Here is a 16,038-nt window from a genome sequence, read left to right as displayed (position 1 = left end):
TTGAGGACCGCATTGTAATGCGCCGTATCCGCACGCGCCGGACACCTGCCCCCCCCGATGAGCACCCCCGCCCTCCATCGACAGTCCCGTGGCTTTAGAAAAAACGGCATGCCTTCTTTGTATTTAATCGCAATTGCCGCGATACGCCAGCATCAGTATGGTCATTTTTACAGTGCATCGCGTACGATAAAAAACAGCCCTTTACAACGGTTTGCTTACGAACTACTTTTTCGTTCGTCATTGCATTACCCGCAGAGCTGGACGTATCGGATTCGCGCCCGAATTAAAGCAGGCGCGTAGCCGCATTCATCCCGACGCTTTTGCACGGACCGTTGCAGACTTTGCGCAAATTAGCTGCGGGCTTGACTCCAGAGCTGTTCTATTTTTGAAATCCGATCGGATTTCGGGGGCTTCTTTTGCCAAACAAAAACCGATTGCATTAATTTCCGCAAACAAGGCGGGAAATCAGAATATTCGTTTCGCGTCGTATAGAAATGACAAAACGCAAATCGAATATGGAGCCCACTTAAAACCACACGTTTTAAGTGATGGTGTTCGTCACCCTGAAGAAGGCCATTATCGCCATGAAAAAATCCAGGTTATCGACCAGTGATTTTGCAGGATTGTCCCGGACCCTCGGTGTATCGTTTGCGGCCGCAGCGCTGTCCGCGGTGCTGCTGGCGGGTTGCGGCGGCGGAGACTCTTCCGCCACGGCCAATCCCAGCGGCGTAGCCACCAACGCCGGCAACGCCGGCAACGCCACCACGCAGCCGGTAACGGCCGCCGTGCCGCCCGACCAGCCTTACGTCGACCCGAACGTCTACGGCACCGGGCCCAACGACGCGCTTGCCGCCGATCCGGGCGAAAGCGCGGCCGTCACGCATCACACGGTGACGATCGGCGGCAAGAGCATCGCCTACACAGCCACCGCCGGCCACCTGACCACCATCGACCCGGTCACCTCGCGATCCAACGCGACGATGTTCTACGTGGCCTACACGCAGGACAATCCCGATCCATCGAAGCCGCGTCCGGTGACGTTCTTCTATAACGGCGGCCCGGGCTCGTCGTCGGTGTTCCTGCTGCTGGGCTCGTTCGGGCCGAAGCGGCTGCAGTCGTCGTTCCCGAACTTCACGCCCCCGGCGCCGTACAAGCTGCCCGACAACCCGGACAGCCTGCTCGACCGCTCCGATCTCGTGTTCATCAACCCGGTAGGCACCGGATATTCGGCCGCCATTGCACCGGCCAAGAACAAAGACTTCTGGGGCACCGACCAGGACGCCCGCTCCATCGACCGCTTCATCCAGCGCTACCTGACCAAGAACTCGCGCTGGAACTCACCCAAGTTCCTGTACGGCGAGTCGTATGGCACGGCGCGCAGTGCGGTGCTGTCGTGGGTGCTGCATGAAGACGGTATCGAGCTGAACGGGATCACGCTGCAATCGTCGATCCTTGACTACGCGAATGCACTCTCGGCCGTCGGCACCTTCCCGACGCTGGCCGCCGACGCGTTCTACTGGAAGAAGACGACGCTCAACCCGGCACCGACCGACCTCGACGGCTACATGGTCCAGGCCCGCAACTACGCCGACAACACGCTCGCCCCGCTGGCACAAGCGCCGAGCGCCGCAGATGGCGGGTTCGTCAACGTGCGCCTGAACCTGAACCTGTCGACGGCGCAGACGATGGGCTCGTACATCGGCACCGATCCGGTCTCGCTGATCCAGACGTTCGGCAACCCGGCGGCGCTGGGCAACGTGCCGTCGCAGAACAACAACCCGCCGTACACGTTCTTCCTGACGCTCAACCCGGGCATCCAGATCGGCCAGTATGACGGCCGCGCCAACTACACGGGCCAGGGCATCGCGCCGTTCATCTTGCCGAACTCGGGCAGCAACGATCCGTCGATCTCGAATATCGGGGGCGCGTACACGGTGCTTTGGAACAGCTACCTGAACACCCAGCTCAAGTACACGTCGACCTCCTCGTTCGTGGACCTGAACGACGCCGTGTTCAACAACTGGGATTTCAGCCACGTCGACCCGACGGGCGCCAACAAGGGCGGCGGCAACACGCTGTACACCGCCGGCGATCTCGCCTCGACGATGAGCCTGAACCCCGACCTGAAGGTGCTGCAGGCCAGCGGCTATTTCGACGCCGTCACGCCGTTCCACCAGACCGAGCTGACGCTGGCGCAAATGCCGCTCGACCCGACGCTGAAGGCGAAAAACCTGACGATCAAGAATTACCCGTCCGGCCACATGATCTATCTGAACGATGCGTCGCGCACCGCACTCAAGGGTGACCTGGCTTCGTTCTACGATGGCGTGATGGCCGATCGTCCGGCCCTGATGCGGGTGCAGAGCCTGCAACGCCTGCCGAGCGGCCCAAAGAAGTAACCGCCTGAAGGCCGAAAGCAAAACCGCCCAGTTCTTGCTGGGCGGTTTTTTGTGGGGCGTGAAGATTCCGCTTCAGGCCATTTCGTCCGCGCTGTGACCGGCAGGCTTGGCATCTGCGCGGGTCAACCACAGCACGCCCGCCAGGATCAATGCGCCGCCTGTCATCTGCATGGGCGCGATCGACTCGCCGAGCAGCAACGCCGCGAGCAGCACGGTCACCACCGGCTCCAGCGTCGACAGCATCGACGCCTGCGCCGCCCCCAGTTTCTGCAGGCCGGCAAAGAAGGACAGGATCGCCACCACGGTCGACAAGCCGGCAATGGCGAGCGCCGCTGCCCAGCCCCCGAATGTGCCGGGCAGGTGCACGGGCGCGCCAGCCAGCGCCATGCCCGTGTACACGACGGCCGCAGCGGTACAGATAACGGTCGTGCACGCCAACGGATCCACACCGCGCGTCACACGGGCACCGACCGTGATGTAGATCGAGTAGATCACCGCGGAAGCCACGCCGAGCGCAATGCCAAGCACGCTGCCCCCCGACAGCCCTGCACCGCCCACTGTCAGCCCCGCCCCCACCGAGCACAGCACCAGCGCGATGATTGCCGTGGCGGTCAGCCGCTCGCGCAGGAAAATCGCTGCCAGCACTGTCACGAACATCGGATACAGGTACAGCAGCAGCGCCACCAGGCTGGCCGGTGCGTAGTTCAACGCCGTGAAAAACGCGAACGACTGTCCGGCATAGCCGATGCCGCCCATCGCCGCCAGCCCCACCACGCGCGACCACGGCGGGATGCCGATGCGACGAACACGCATCACAGCCATCAGCGAGGCGGCCGCGATCACAAAGCGCACGATCAGCAGACCGACCACATTGGCGCCGCTCGCATAGGCGTAATGCGTGAAGATGGCCATCGCGCCGAAGGATGCGGCGGACACGGCGATCAGCATCACGCCGAGGAGCTTGTCGGCGGCGCGTGCGGCGAGGGAGGAATCGGCGGCTTGTCTCATGGCGTGCGGCGTTTTTGTTTGGTGTCGCCGTCTGCGGGTGCGGGGCGGCCATTGTAGCGTTGCCGTCTCGCCAAGCGGCCCGGCAGGCATGAAGGCGCGCCGGTACAATGGCGAAATCATGTTCAATCCCTCCCGCGACGAAGTCCGTCAATTCTTCTGCGGCGCGTGGCGCAAGCACCGCCAGGCAGAAATCCTCACGCCGCTCGAGGCCATGGCGCTCGACTGGATGCTGCAGCATCCCGAATACCACGACACCCTGGAAGCCGGCGAAGAAGCGCTCGCCCGCGACTACACGCCGGAAAGCGGCCAGAGCAACCCGTTCCTGCACCTGTCGATGCACCTGTCGATCAGCGAGCAGGTGTCCGTGGATCAGCCGCGCGGCATTCGCGCTGCGTATGAAGCGCTGGCCCAGCGGCTCGACTCGCCGCACGAAGCGCACCATCAGGTGATGGAATGCCTGGGCCAGATGCTGTGGACGGCGCAGCGCACCGGCCTGCCGCCCGACGGCGACGCCTATATCGAATGCGTGCGCAAGCGCGCCACTGCCCGCTGAATCTGATGCTCGAACGCCAACAAAAAACCGCTCCGAAGAGCGGTTTTTTTTTGACCGGCGATGCCGCATCACTTCTTCAGCACCAGCGAGCCCGGCAGCGATTCGATGTACGCGGCAATATCCTTCAGCTCAGCCTGCGTGAAGGGACGCGGCTTGCCGTCGGCACCGATCGTGGCAGGGTTGCTGTTGACCTGGCCCGCCATGATGGCGTTGCTGCGACCCACCAGCGGGTTGTTGCTGGTCTGATAGGCCAGCAGCGCGTGATAGATATAGTCGCCGTGCTGGCCGGCGAGCTTCGGATAGTCCGGCGAGATCGGCGCGTTCAGGCCGGCGCCATGGCAGGCCACGCAAGCGCCCTTCTCCACCAGTTGCTTGCCCTTTTCAATATCGGCAGCTTGCGCCGACACGGTGGCAGCCAGCATCAGCGCGCCAAGATTGAACGAGATTGCGAGGGAGATCTTCTTCATATTGTTCCTCGTCACTTCTGCGGATTGTTTTGGGTGGCCGGCGTCTGCGCCGCGTAGTAGGCGGCCAGGTTGGCGATGTCCTGGTCAGTCAGCGACCCGGCGATGGCGCGCATGGTCGGGTGCTTGCGGTCACCCTTTTGATACGCATGCAGCGCGCTTTCAATGTATTTGGCGTTCTGGCCGCCCAGATAGGGCACGCGATACACCTCGGGGAACGACGTCTTGTAGTCGGGGATGGCATGGCAGCCGATACACATGGCGACCTTGTTCTCGGCGGCGGCCGCGTTGCCCTGAACGTCGGCAGCGGCGGCGCTGTTGGCTGCGGCGGACAGTGCGCCTAATGTGCCCAAGGCGGCCACCATGGTGAGGATCTTTTTCATCTCGTTCTTAAGCGTGGAGTTTCAGAATCCTGCTCGCCCTGCCGGCTTGGCTCGTCTCAGCCGGCTGTCTCGCTGGGCGCATTCACCCGCCGTTGGCAACAAGCCAGAAGACGGTCATTTGAGGTGCGTCAAACCGGCGCATTGTACCGCACCGCTTTTTTGCCAGTCCAGTTAGGGCTCCCGTGACTTGACAGCAAGGAATGGCACGACGCATCCGCCCCGCTGCCGCCCGGCGTCAAACGCCCAAATGCTCTTATACTGGCCGCTTCCAAATCTTTTACCGCTCAGTAGGCTTGCACGATGAACACCACCACCTCGCCTGCCCCATCCAACCAGCGCTCACGCTTCGAAGGCTCCGACCAGTACGTCGCCACCGATGACCTCAAGCTTGCCGTCAACGCGTCGATGACGCTCCAGCGCCCGCTGCTCATCAAGGGCGAGCCGGGCACGGGCAAGACCATGCTGGCTGAGGAAGTGGCCGCCGCGCTGGGCATGCCGCTGCTGCAGTGGCACGTGAAGTCGACCACCAAGGCGCAGCAGGGCCTGTACGAATACGACGCCGTCTCGCGCCTGCGCGACTCGCAGCTGGGCGACCAGGAAAGCAGCAACCGGGTCCACGACATCCGCAACTACATCGTCAAGGGCGTGCTCTGGCAGGCCTTCGAGGCGGACGAGCCGGTCGTGCTGCTGATCGACGAAATCGACAAGGCTGACATCGAATTTCCGAACGATCTGCTGCGCGAACTGGATCGTATGGAGTTCTACGTGTACGAAACGCGTGAAACCATCCGCGCCAGACACCGCCCGCTGGTGATCATCACGTCGAACAACGAGAAGGAGTTGCCCGACGCCTTCCTGCGCCGTTGCTTCTTCCACTACATCAAGTTTCCGGATGCCGAGACGATGCAGGCCATCGTCGACGTGCACTACCCCGGCATCAAGCCCGCGTTGGTCAAGGCCGCACTGGATGCGTTCTATGAGATGCGCAACCTGCCGGGGCTGAAGAAAAAGCCGTCGACATCCGAGCTGATCGACTGGCTCAAGCTGCTGCTGGCGGAAGACATTCCGCCGGAATCGCTGCGCAGCCAAGACAAGAACGCTGCGATTCCGCCGCTGCACGGGGCGTTGCTCAAGAACGAACAGGACGTGCACCTGTTCGAGCGCCTGGTGTTCATGAACCGCGCCAACCGCTGAGCCAGCCCACACCATGCCGCGCCTGATCGAGCCCGTCACGCTGTCCGGCCCGCACGCCTGGCTGGAGCCGCTCGGCCCAGAGCACGAGGACGAGGTGCGCGCCGCGGCCGCCGATGGCGAGCTGTGGAAGCTCTGGTACACCTCGGTGCCCTCGCCAGACAAGACCGGCGAGTGGCTGGCCATTGCCCTCGACATGCGCGAACGCCTGGGCGCCATGCCGTTCGTCGTGCGAGAGATGCACGATGGGCAGCCGGGCAAGGTGGTCGGTGCCACGCGCCTCTTCAACGTGGACGAAGCCAACCGCCGGCTCGAAATTGGCCACACGTGGTACGCCAAATCCGTACAGCGCACGGCCGTCAACACCGAATGCAAGTTGCTGCTGCTCACGCACGCATTCGAGACACTGCGCTGCATTGCGGTGGAATTCCGTACGCACTGGATGAATCACCAGAGCCGAGCCGCCATCGCCCGCCTCGGCGCCAAGCAGGACGGCGTGCTGCGCAATCACCAGCGCATGCCGGACGGCAGCTTCCGCGACACGGTCGTGTTCTCGATCATCGAATCGGAATGGCTGACCGTGAAACGCCATCTGCAATACAAGCTCGAGCAACCGCGCGCCTGAGCGCCGGAGGACCAGCATGCTCATCGACTTCTTCTTCACCCTGCGGCACGCCAAGCTGCCGGTTTCGGTCAAGGAATACCTGACGCTGCTTGAAGGGCTCAAGCAGCAGGTCATCGCGCCGTCGCTCGACGAGTTCTACTTCCTGGCGCGCATGACGCTGGTCAAGGACGAAAAGCACTTCGACAAGTTTGACCAAGCGTTCGGCGCCTACTTCAAGGGCGTGGAAGGCGCGGTCGATTGGCGCGCGGACATTCCGCTGGATTGGCTCACCAAGAAGCTGGAGCGCGAACTGTCGCCCGAGGAGAAGGCCAAGATCGAGGCCATGGGCGGCCTCGACAAGCTGATGGAGCGGCTGAAAGAACTGCTGAACGAGCAGCACGAGCGCCACGAAGGCGGCAACAAGTGGATCGGCACGGGTGGCACGTCGCCGTTCGGGCACGGCGGCTACAACCCGGAAGGCATCCGCATCGGCGGGCCATCGAAGGGCAACCGCACTGCGGTCAAGGTATGGGAAGCGCGCGCGTACAAGGACTACGACGACACCGTTGAACTCGGCACACGCAACATCAAGGTGGCGCTGCGCCGCCTGCGCAAGTTCGCGCGCGATGGGGCCGATATCGAGCTGGACCTGGACGACACCATCCACTCCACCGCCGCCAATGCCGGCCTGCTCGACATCAAGATGCGCCCCGAGCGGCACAACAACGTCAAGGTGCTGATGCTGATGGATGTGGGCGGCTCGATGGACGACCACATCAAGCGCGTGGAAGAACTCTTCTCCGCCGCCAAAACCGAGTTCAAGCACCTCGAGTATTACTACTTCCACAACTGCGTCTACGAATGGCTGTGGAAGAACAACCGCCGCCGTCATGCGGAGCGGTTCTCCACCTGGGACGTCATCCGCAAATACCCGCCCGACTACAAACTGATCTTCGTGGGCGATGCGACCATGAGCCCGTACGAAATCCTGCAGGCGGGCGGCTCGGTCGAATACAACAACGCCGAAGCGGGCGCCACGTGGCTCAAGCGCCTGATCGAACAGTTCCCGAAGTTCGTCTGGCTCAACCCCGAGCCGGAGGGCCTGTGGGAGTACCGCCAGTCCATCTCGGTCATCAATCAGATCGTTAAGACGCGGATGTATCCGGTGACGATTGCCGGGTTGGAATCGGCGATGCGGTTGTTATCCAAGTAACGCGCCTCCTCGCGTTTCTCCGGGCATGGAACGCGGCGATTACCTGACGCGTAATCGACACCATCCACGCTGGCGCCGAAGATGAAGCCATCCAGCGCATGATCCGTCACCGCGCTGGGCAAGCGCCCCACTTCGAACGGAGAAACGTCATGACATCCACCCAACTCGCCGCCAACGACACGCTCGCCGATACGCTGGTCGACCGTTACATCGCCGCATGGAACGCAACAGACGCTGCGCAACGCCGCGCGCTCGTCGCGCAAACCTGGACTGAGAGCGCCACGTATGTCGATCCGCTGATGCAGGGCGCCGGCCATGACGGCATCGAGGCGCTCATTGCGGGCGTGCAGGCCAAGTTCCCGGGTTTCCGCTTTGCGCGCGACGGCGGCGCGGATGTGGTGCAGGACACGATCCGCTTCCGATGGACGCTCGGCCCCGATGGACAGGCGCTGGTCAAGGGCACCGACTTCGTGCGCCTTGAAGGTGGCCGCATGCAGGCGGTGACCGGCTTCATCGATCAAATGCCAGGTATGGGCGACGCCGCCTGAGTGCGCCTCCAAACAAAAGCAAACGCCCCGCAAATCGGGGCGTTTTGCATGGGACGGCGCGCAGCACCGATCAGATCGACAGCGCGTCTTCCTGGCCGGCGTTGGCACTGCGCAAACCGTCGGCCCAGCCCTTGGTCGGCAGCTTGAGCGAGGCCTGCAGCGCGGCAGCCCGCGTCTGCACATCTTCCCAACTGACGTGCAGCGGCGGCCCATTGAACGCCAGCGCGATCACATTGCCATCGTGCACTTCAGGGAAGACAAGCACGCGATTGTCGAACGCGTCACAAATGCGCTCGATATTGCGCGGAAAGCTGGTGTGATCGCCAAACAGGTTGATCGTCATCACACCCGGCGAGCGCAACACCTGGCGGCAAGCCTTGTAGAACGCGGGCGTATCGAGCACGGGGCCGCGCGCGGTGGCGTCGTACAGGTCGATCTGCAGCGCATCGACTGTGCCGTGGTGGCTGGCGTCCATCACCCAGTCGTAGGCGTCCTGTTCGAGCACGCTCAACCGCGCGTCGTCAAACGGCAGGCCGAACATGCTGCGCGCCGCGACGATCACGGACGGGTTCAGCTCCACTGCCGTCACCTGCGCCGGCGCGAGATGACGATGGCAGAACTTGGTGAGCGCTGCAGCCCCCAGACCGAGTTGCACGACGTGGAAGTCCGCTCGTGCGGCCGGGTCGAGAAACAGCAGCCACGCCATCATCTGCTGCGCGTATTCCAGTTCGATGGCATCGGGCTTGGACAGGCGCATGGCGCCCTGCACCCATTCCGTACCAAAGTGCAGATAGCGCACACCGGCCAGTTCAGAGAACGTGACCGGCGCAAAGCGCGGGGCCATGCGCTTCGGTTCGTCATCGTGGGTCTGGCGGTCTTCGCGCTTGGCACGGGCCGGACGGCGCGAGGCGACGGCCTCGATGGATTTACGTTTCAACAGCGTCATAAAGCGGGTCAACGGGAAGAAGACTGAGCGGCCGCTGCACGCTGCAGCCATTCGCGATTGTGGTCTTTGGCATAGCGCGTCCAGTGCTTGGCGTCGCGCAGGATTTCTTCAAACAGGGCCTGCGCGCGCCGTTTGTCGGCGTCGTTGTTCTGCGCGAGCAGCCATTCGCCGAAGAGGCAACGGGCGGCGGCATCGTTCGCGCAGGTCAGCGCTTGCTCGAAGGCTTCACGCGTATTCGGCGCGTTGGTTGCGGCCAATGCGCGTGCGTACAGCAATGTCGGCTCGGGCTGCTGGCGCGTCACCCGATGCGCTTCGAACAGTTTGTCGAGCGTGTCCCTGGCGAGTGCCGCGTCGCCGGTGGCAAACTGCGCGCGAGCCAGGCCGAGCAGCACGGCCGGGTCGCCAGCAAATGGGCCGGTGGCCGCTTGCTCGAAGTGCTGGCGTGCTTCCTTCGCGTCGCCGGCTTCCAGCAGTGCTTCGCCCAGATGCAGGCGGTGCTGCACGGTCGGCGCGCGGTCGAAATCGTTGCGGGCTTCGCGCACGGCGCGGTTCGGATCGATCAGTTGCGTCACAGCGCGGCTGGCAACGCGGGCGCCGCGCGAGTGGCGCATCTCCGGAAGATAGATCGCGAAGAAATACACCACGCTGCCCAGCAGCGGGAACGCAAACAGGATGAACAACCAGTACATGTTCTGGTTGTTGCGCACGACGTGCACCGCAAAGAACAGCGCGACGATGACGTGAAACCCGATTCCAAGAAACGGCATGTGAAGGCCCGATAGTGAAATGCACCGACGCCCCCCGCGTCGGCCTCGGGCGCGATTGTGACAGATGCGCTGCGGCGGGGGGATGCCGCGCCCTTGACGTTTGCGCCCTGCTCGCCCGGAAGCGGCATAGAGCCGGTCTTCAGGGTCGATGGGGCAATGGCCTTAGCGAAGCGAACCTCAGGGATGACCCAGGAAGTCCAGCTTGCCGATTTCCACGCCGTTGTGGCGCAGCAGCGCGTAAGCCGTGGTGACATGGAAATACAGGTTCGGCAGCACGAAACCGCGCAGATAATCCAGGCCCGTGAACTGCAGTTCACGTGTCGGGCTCTTGAGCGTGATCTGGCGATCTTCGCTGCCGGCAAATGCCGCGGGGTCGATGCTGTTGACGAACTCCAGTGTCTTGGCAATGCGCGCCTTCAGCTCTGGAATGGTCGTCTCCACATCCGGGTACGACGGCACCTCGTTGCCCGACAAACGCGCCGCGCCGCCCTTGGCCTGATCACAGGCAATCTGCACCTGCCGCGTGAACGGATGCATGTCTGGCGCCAGACGCGCGGTCATCAGATTGGCCGGGTCGAACTTCTTCGCTTCTGCGTGGGCAGCCGCCTTGTCGAGCAGCGCCGACAGGTTGCCGAGCATGCGGTTGGCAGTCGGTACGAGAAACTCGTACATCGAAGGTGTGGTCATGGGAGTGCTTTCCTTGGTATCCATCGTTGTGGCCGCCGACGATCTTCTGCGCGACCCTGCGGCAGCGCGCTCTTGCGCAGGGCACAGTGTAGGCCAGCGATTCGGCCGGTGCATGGCGCACGCGCATGCCTCGTCATGAGGCATCTGGCACGAGATTAGTGCGGCAGAACCTCTTGGCGTGTGCGGATCGACGGGCCCGCCGGCCTCTCTTGCGTGGCATGGCTATTGCATCGGCAAGGACAAGGCCAACGGCGGCCTTGATCTACCTTGGCACTTCGCGATAACGCGCTCCGCACAGGAGCGTCCGGGGCAACGGCGCTCCGAGGCGACACGGCACGTCCCCGGCAACCGGTGCGTCGCCGTCTCGCTTCGGGGCGTTTTTTTTCTGGCCGGCGCGATTCCATCAGCGCCGACACCACCTGCAAGGCATGACATGAACGCTCCCTCCTTCCCGGCTTCCGCGGCCGATGTGTCCGTCGAGACCATTGGTGAGCTGATCAACCTGTCCGGACGGCAGCGCATGCTGTCACAGCGGATCGTGCTGCAAATGGTATTGGCGGCTCAGGGTCATACCGCCGCGCTCGACATCGCACGATCGTGCCTGGCGACATTCGCGTCGGCACACACCGAACTTGTGGACGGCAATGCGCGGTTGCCCGGCGCGTTCTCGGAGGCATTGCGTCAGTTGTACTCGGGCAAGCTGCGCGGCGATGCTCGCGTCCGCGAGTTCATCGCGCTGGCCAAAAGCGCCATCGATACCCTGTCGACCGGCACGACCCACCGCAACCCGTCGCTCGATGCGCTCGTCGCGCAGGCCACGCCCATGCTGGAATTGCTACAGACCATCACGCAGGCGTACCAGGAGGAAATGCACGTATGCGAAGTCGCACTGCGCAAGCGTCAGGCGGACATCGCCACGCACCTTGGCCGCATCTCGATGCAGGCCAACATCGTCGCCATGAACGCGCGCGTCTCCGCGGCGCGGGCGGGTCCTTACGGGCGCGAGTTCTCGGTCATCACGACGGTGCTCGCAGACATCATCCAGGAGATGGACCAACTGATCCGCAATGTCGTCGGCACGAACGACGCCGGCCAGTCCGGCGCCGGCACGCGCCGGCCATCGACGCCGGCATCGCAAACCTTCGGGCACATGTCGCTGCGCTGATCGCAACCAGCGAGCGCATTCTTCAGATGATGGATGACGTGACCGGCTTGTACGAAGGGCAGACCAGGTAGCGGGAAGCTACGACAGCCACTCACGCAGCGCTTGCCACGCCGCCAACTTCTGGGCATACGGCACGGCTGCATAGGCCGGACTGCTGGAAGGGAGTTTGAGGATGGTGTGGCGGTCGCCGATGTCGCCCAGCGCCTTTACGCCAATGCGCGACGCGGTGCCGCCGTTAAAGGCAATGAGCGCCAGTTCCGGCAAAGAGGCGATCAAGCCGGCAAGGTCATTACCGGCATGGTCCCGGATCTTGCTGTCGAGACTGCCTTCGCGCTTGGCTTCGGCCACCACATCCCACAGGCCGATGCGATGCGCAAGCAGCACCTGCAAACGCGCGGCGTATTCCATGCCCGGTAAATCCTGGCCGATCACCTCGCCGGCCAGGCGCCAGAACTGGTTGATATTTTGGTTAATTTGACACCTGGGCAGCAAGCTTCTCGCACAGAATGATTGCGAACGACCCGGGCCGGGACCACTGTGTTGCGAAGATGGATTGAATTGAGTGGACGTAGGGTCAAAACTCCATCAGGTCCTTGGCAACGACCACTTGTCCGGAGAAGAATTTCTTCACCTCAGGCACGTAGCGCTGATAATCGTCATGCTCGTTGACCGTCGGCAACAGGTGCGTTAGCACCACCGTTTTGACATGAGCGCGTGCCGCCATTTTTCCGACAGCATCCGGCGTTAGATGCTCCTCGACTTCATGCCGCATGAGCGCCGCCTGTTGCTCCGGTGTCATGCCTTGCCAAGTCCCGTTCTTGATGAACACCTGCTTAACGTCTTCGCTTGAGCCCACCTCCGACACGAGGGTATCGGCGTCCCTTGCCAGCTCAGTCACTGCGTCGCTGGGGCCAGTGTCACCGGTAAAGACAATGACACGGTCGGGGGTCTGGAAACGGTAGGCATAGGATTTGTACTTGCCGTGGTACGGGCTGCCTTCAGGAATATGGAAGTGCGTGTTCTCCACAGCAGTGACCTTGATGTTCTGGTCCTGGTAGATCAGCCCCGGCGCAACGTCATGGCCAACGAAGACATCGCCAAGCGGTGTGCGCCTGCCTTCGGCCCAGCGGATTTCCGCATTCACCGTGAAATATTGAATCGCGCCTTTCACGAGCGCGGCGGTCCCGGGCGGGCCGTAGACGTCGATGGGATCATGGCGCTGAAAATCCCATGCCACTGACATGAGTGCACCCAGACCTGCAGTGTGATCGTCGTGGCCGTGCGTGATGAACACTTTCCCGATCTGCCGGAAATTAGCCCCCGCCTGCGTCACTCGGCGCAGCACGCCATCACCGGCGTCTACAAGGTAGTACGTCCCGTTGACGATCAACAGATTCGACGACTGCGCCCGATCCTTGGCCGGAATCGGCCCGCCGCGCGTACCGAGCGTGATGAGGTGCGTGCCGGTTCGGGTCTCCGTTGCTTCGCCGCTCGCCCGCCTCAGAGGGAGGAGGCTCAAGACAACGATGCTCGCAAGCAACAACCGGCCGATTTTCATCTCCATCTCCATCACTCGAACGATGCTGACCAAAATCAAAAACACCTGATTGAACGACACGACAACCCGTCACCATCCATTATCAAAATGGTTGCCGACACCTTGGCAAAGGCACATAGAAATCCATTCCGTCCATCGCGGGGCAAGGCTTTCCTGAGCATGCGTTCCAGGCGACGCCACGACGAAAGCCAGAGCTGAAGTCGCCATTGCCAGTCGACACGTATGTCGGAGCGCGGTCGCTGGGGAGTGCGCAGAGGCAATGTGGAGCAACATTCATGCTGACATCGGCAGGACAAGGTTTTCGGGTTCCTGATCGCCACGGAGAGCCGATTCGGAGCCCAAGCCGTTTCAGAACTGAAACAATGCCGACGGTATCGAGTGGGCGCACTGATCGAGAACCGGCTTATGTAAACGTATACGGCGATGACTGAGCATCAAGCATCCGGCGCGGCAAGGCACATCAGTCGACGCAATTCAGTCGATGCAATTCGCAGGTTGCTTCATGCTTGAACGACTTTGGCCTGGAATCAGTCCCGCCGCAGCCTCCGCGGCCCCGAAACCCCGGTCGTACGAGCACCGGTACGAATCTTGCCGACCTCCGCAGATCGCGCAAGGTGCGTGGCAGGGATTGCCTCATCCGTTACGGAGATATTCATGAAACCGTTCTTGGCTGCAACAACGGCTGCATTCGCGCTCCTGCTGCTTGCTGATCCTGGCGCATCCTCTGCGCAACCGGTGCTGAAAGCGGGCAGCACCACAGCAGGCCAACCAACGTCGGGCCTGAATCCGCAAACGAAGCAGCTCGAAGGTATATCGGTGGAGGTTCTTCAGGCGATTGCGAAAGATACTGGACTGCAGATTGAATTCAAGCCGATGACTTTCGCGGAACTGCAGCCAGCCTTGCTGGAAGGGAAGATCGATATCATCGCCGCCTCCTTTGGGATCACCCCTACGCGACAAAAAATCGTCGAGTTTACTGACGTCTATGGGTCATATCGAGACAAGCTGCTGGTCTCCATCAACGACACAAAGACGTACCGATCAGCGGCCGATTTCAAGGGGATGGCGATCGCAATTCCAAAAGGAAGTACATACATAGATGGCCTGAAAGACGCCGGTGCCATCCTGACATTTGTCAGCACACCTCCAGAAGCGATCGGTGAACTGGAAGCAGGCCGCGTTGCCGGCGTTGTCGACAACGGACTGCAGATCGCGTATCGCATGCAGAACAACGCGCACCCCGCGCTCAAGATTGTGGATTCGTATCAACCGATCCAGGAAGGCAAGCTGGCATTTGCTGTGAGGAAAGGCGATGCAGACCTGCTCGCAAAGCTCAATACATCACTGAAGAAGCTGCAAGCCAATGGCACGGTTAAGGCGATTTATTTCAGGTGGGGACTCGATCTGTGACCACACCTAGGAAGCGCTCTTAATGTCCGGAGAACAAGCCCTTGCGTTGGCGCGCCTATGGAAAACATGATGAGAAAGATCGTTGTATTGACACTCAGCTTCGTCTGCGTCGCTCCTGTCGTTGCACTGGCGCAGGAGTACAACTGCTCAGCACAGACGCTCAACGGCGAATACATCTTCGCCGGTCGCGGGTTTATCGAGCCGGGCGAACCTGGGGTGCAGCGAGTGCGCAGCGGTGTGCTGATCTTCGCCGGCGCTGGCAATGTTGCAGGTAAGCAATCATCAAGTCGCGGCGGGAACATCAGCCGAGACAGGCTGCAGGGTACCTATGCACTTGATGCCAATTGCTCCGGAACGGCAACTTTTGGCTCGGTAGCAAAACCTGGCAGCCCAATTCATTGGGATCTGTATGTCGCCCGAGGCGGCAAGATAGGACATATGGTTCGCATGGATGACGGAAGCATGGCGGTCCGCACCTTTCAAAAAGAGTAGACCAAACCTCCAGCCCTCCCTTGCTCAACGCCGTAGATCGTTGACAGTCAGTCCCGGGGATGGACACCCAGCATCGGGCGATGCCAAGTCAAGACGTATCGCACTGAACAACAATCGCGATTTGTTGGCACCCCCAACATCAGTCAGCTTTACCGAGCCATGACTCCAACTCGCGCCAAGCATGCAGTTTTTCCGCGTACGGCATCGTATGCGCCGGACTGCTGGAGGGGAGCCGGACAATCCGATAACTGCCGCCATGCGAGCCGAGCGCTTTCAAGCCGATGCGCTCGGCCGTGCCGCCATTAAAGGCAATCACCGCCAGGTTTGGCAACGAGGTAATCAAGCTGGAGAGGTCGTTGCCAGCGTGGTCCCGGATCTTGCTGTCGAGACTGCCTTCGCGCTTGGCTTCGGCCACCACATCCCACAGGCCGATGCGATGCGCAAGCAGCACCTGCAAACGCGCGGCGTATTCCATGCCCGGTAAATCCTGGCCGATCACCTCGCCGGCCAGGCGCCAGAACTGGTTCTGCTTGTGTGCGTAGTACTGCGATTGCGCAAGCGATGCTTCACCGGGCAGGCTGCCCAGGATCAGCACGCGCGTGTGCGCGTCGACCACGGGCGGAAAGCATCGCTTGAGCGTCACGCTTGTC

At 61.9% G+C, this 16,038-nt stretch carries 18 protein-coding genes and 1 pseudogene; 10 read left to right on the top strand and 9 right to left on the bottom strand.

Annotated elements, in window-relative coordinates; genetic code table 11:
* The first annotated feature begins 211 nt into the window (after positions 1-211).
* Both ACUXH0_RS10530 and ACUXH0_RS10525 read left to right on the top strand, forming a co-directional pair.
* Positions 212-613 carry a hypothetical protein gene (locus tag ACUXH0_RS10530; protein ID WP_182594267.1) on the top strand — a complete coding sequence of 134 codons (402 nt, stop codon included), beginning with the start codon at positions 212-214 and terminating at the stop codon, positions 611-613.
* Positions 585-2,399 carry a S10 family peptidase gene (locus ACUXH0_RS10525; RefSeq protein WP_182594293.1) on the top strand — a complete coding sequence of 605 codons (1,815 nt, stop codon included), beginning with the start codon at positions 585-587 and terminating at the stop codon, positions 2,397-2,399. The genes ACUXH0_RS10530 and ACUXH0_RS10525 overlap by 29 nt, the downstream gene beginning before the upstream one ends.
* Before the next feature lie 72 nt (positions 2,400-2,471).
* Here ACUXH0_RS10525 and ACUXH0_RS10520 read toward each other — a convergent pair whose 3' ends face one another.
* Positions 2,472-3,407 carry a DMT family transporter gene (locus ACUXH0_RS10520; protein ID WP_182594266.1) on the bottom strand — a complete coding sequence of 312 codons (936 nt, stop codon included), beginning with the start codon at positions 3,405-3,407 and terminating at the stop codon, positions 2,472-2,474.
* A 118-nt stretch (positions 3,408-3,525) separates the two neighbouring features.
* On the opposite strand from ACUXH0_RS10520, the gene ACUXH0_RS10515 reads away from it, so the two are divergent.
* Complete coding sequence (locus ACUXH0_RS10515; protein WP_012435197.1) at positions 3,526-3,960, top strand: DUF1841 family protein; 435 nt, start codon at positions 3,526-3,528, stop codon at positions 3,958-3,960.
* Positions 3,961-4,028: 68 nt separating this feature from the next.
* Here ACUXH0_RS10515 and ACUXH0_RS10510 read toward each other — a convergent pair whose 3' ends face one another.
* Complete coding sequence (locus tag ACUXH0_RS10510) at positions 4,029-4,427, bottom strand: c-type cytochrome (RefSeq protein ID WP_012435196.1); 399 nt, start codon at positions 4,425-4,427, stop codon at positions 4,029-4,031.
* Between the two features lie 11 nt (positions 4,428-4,438).
* Positions 4,439-4,807: a c-type cytochrome gene (locus ACUXH0_RS10505; protein ID WP_012435195.1), complete on the bottom strand. Its 369-nt coding sequence runs from the start codon at positions 4,805-4,807 to the stop codon at positions 4,439-4,441.
* Between the two features lie 300 nt (positions 4,808-5,107).
* Here ACUXH0_RS10505 and ACUXH0_RS10500 point away from each other — a divergent pair, with 300 nt between their 5' ends.
* The 4 genes from ACUXH0_RS10500 to ACUXH0_RS10485 all read left to right on the top strand — a co-directional run bounded on the left by ACUXH0_RS10500 (position 5,108) and on the right by ACUXH0_RS10485 (position 8,363).
* Complete coding sequence (locus tag ACUXH0_RS10500) at positions 5,108-6,001, top strand: AAA family ATPase (RefSeq protein WP_004629029.1); 894 nt, start codon at positions 5,108-5,110, stop codon at positions 5,999-6,001.
* A 13-nt stretch (positions 6,002-6,014) separates the two neighbouring features.
* Positions 6,015-6,623, top strand: coding sequence for a GNAT family N-acetyltransferase (locus ACUXH0_RS10495; protein WP_182594265.1), 609 nt, complete (start codon positions 6,015-6,017; stop codon positions 6,621-6,623).
* A 16-nt stretch (positions 6,624-6,639) separates the two neighbouring features.
* Positions 6,640-7,815: a vWA domain-containing protein gene (locus tag ACUXH0_RS10490; RefSeq protein ID WP_024973123.1), complete on the top strand. Its 1,176-nt coding sequence runs from the start codon at positions 6,640-6,642 to the stop codon at positions 7,813-7,815.
* A gap of 149 nt (positions 7,816-7,964) precedes the next feature.
* Complete coding sequence (locus ACUXH0_RS10485; RefSeq protein WP_182594264.1) at positions 7,965-8,363, top strand: nuclear transport factor 2 family protein; 399 nt, start codon at positions 7,965-7,967, stop codon at positions 8,361-8,363.
* A 70-nt stretch (positions 8,364-8,433) separates the two neighbouring features.
* Here ACUXH0_RS10485 and ACUXH0_RS10480 read toward each other — a convergent pair whose 3' ends face one another.
* The 3 genes from ACUXH0_RS10480 to ACUXH0_RS10470 form a co-directional block, all read right to left on the bottom strand.
* A complete protein-coding gene (locus ACUXH0_RS10480; protein ID WP_182594263.1) occupies positions 8,434-9,309 on the bottom strand; it encodes a class I SAM-dependent methyltransferase in 876 nt (291 codons plus the stop codon).
* Between the two features lie 8 nt (positions 9,310-9,317).
* The gene (locus ACUXH0_RS10475; protein WP_182594262.1) at positions 9,318-10,076 is read right to left on the bottom strand and encodes a tetratricopeptide repeat protein; all 759 of its coding nucleotides are present in this window, start codon (positions 10,074-10,076) and stop codon (positions 9,318-9,320) included.
* Positions 10,077-10,253: 177 nt separating this feature from the next.
* Positions 10,254-10,763 carry a DUF1993 domain-containing protein gene (locus ACUXH0_RS10470; protein WP_024973127.1) on the bottom strand — a complete coding sequence of 170 codons (510 nt, stop codon included), beginning with the start codon at positions 10,761-10,763 and terminating at the stop codon, positions 10,254-10,256.
* Positions 10,764-11,196: 433 nt separating this feature from the next.
* Here ACUXH0_RS10470 and ACUXH0_RS10465 point away from each other — a divergent pair, with 433 nt between their 5' ends.
* The gene (locus ACUXH0_RS10465) at positions 11,197-11,928 is read left to right on the top strand and encodes a type IV pili methyl-accepting chemotaxis transducer N-terminal domain-containing protein (RefSeq protein WP_012435190.1); all 732 of its coding nucleotides are present in this window, start codon (positions 11,197-11,199) and stop codon (positions 11,926-11,928) included.
* A 78-nt stretch (positions 11,929-12,006) separates the two neighbouring features.
* Here the strand turns inward: ACUXH0_RS10465 and ACUXH0_RS10460 are convergent.
* Both ACUXH0_RS10460 and ACUXH0_RS10455 read right to left on the bottom strand, forming a co-directional pair.
* Positions 12,007-12,387, bottom strand: a pseudogene (locus ACUXH0_RS10460) (DNA-deoxyinosine glycosylase); the annotation flags it as partial.
* Between the two features lie 115 nt (positions 12,388-12,502).
* Entirely contained in the window at positions 12,503-13,546 is a 1,044-nt protein-coding gene (locus ACUXH0_RS10455; RefSeq protein WP_249262894.1) for an MBL fold metallo-hydrolase, read from the bottom strand.
* 594 nt (positions 13,547-14,140) lie between these two features.
* Here ACUXH0_RS10455 and ACUXH0_RS10450 point away from each other — a divergent pair.
* Positions 14,141-14,896 (top strand): substrate-binding periplasmic protein, encoded by a 756-nt coding sequence (locus ACUXH0_RS10450; protein ID WP_012435187.1) that lies wholly within the window; start codon positions 14,141-14,143, stop codon positions 14,894-14,896.
* Between the two features lie 57 nt (positions 14,897-14,953).
* The gene (locus ACUXH0_RS10445) at positions 14,954-15,388 is read left to right on the top strand and encodes a hypothetical protein (protein WP_182594261.1); all 435 of its coding nucleotides are present in this window, start codon (positions 14,954-14,956) and stop codon (positions 15,386-15,388) included.
* 139 nt (positions 15,389-15,527) lie between these two features.
* Here the strand turns inward: ACUXH0_RS10445 and ACUXH0_RS10440 are convergent, their stop codons facing one another.
* Entirely contained in the window at positions 15,528-16,031 is a 504-nt protein-coding gene (locus ACUXH0_RS10440; protein ID WP_182594260.1) for a DNA-deoxyinosine glycosylase, read from the bottom strand.
* Positions 16,032-16,038: the final 7 nt, after the last annotated feature.

It is taken from the genome of Ralstonia sp. 110700041-2, assembly GCF_056280165.1.
The sequence above is the reverse complement of the archived record's forward strand: the minus strand, read 5'-3'. Positions and strand labels throughout refer to the sequence as shown.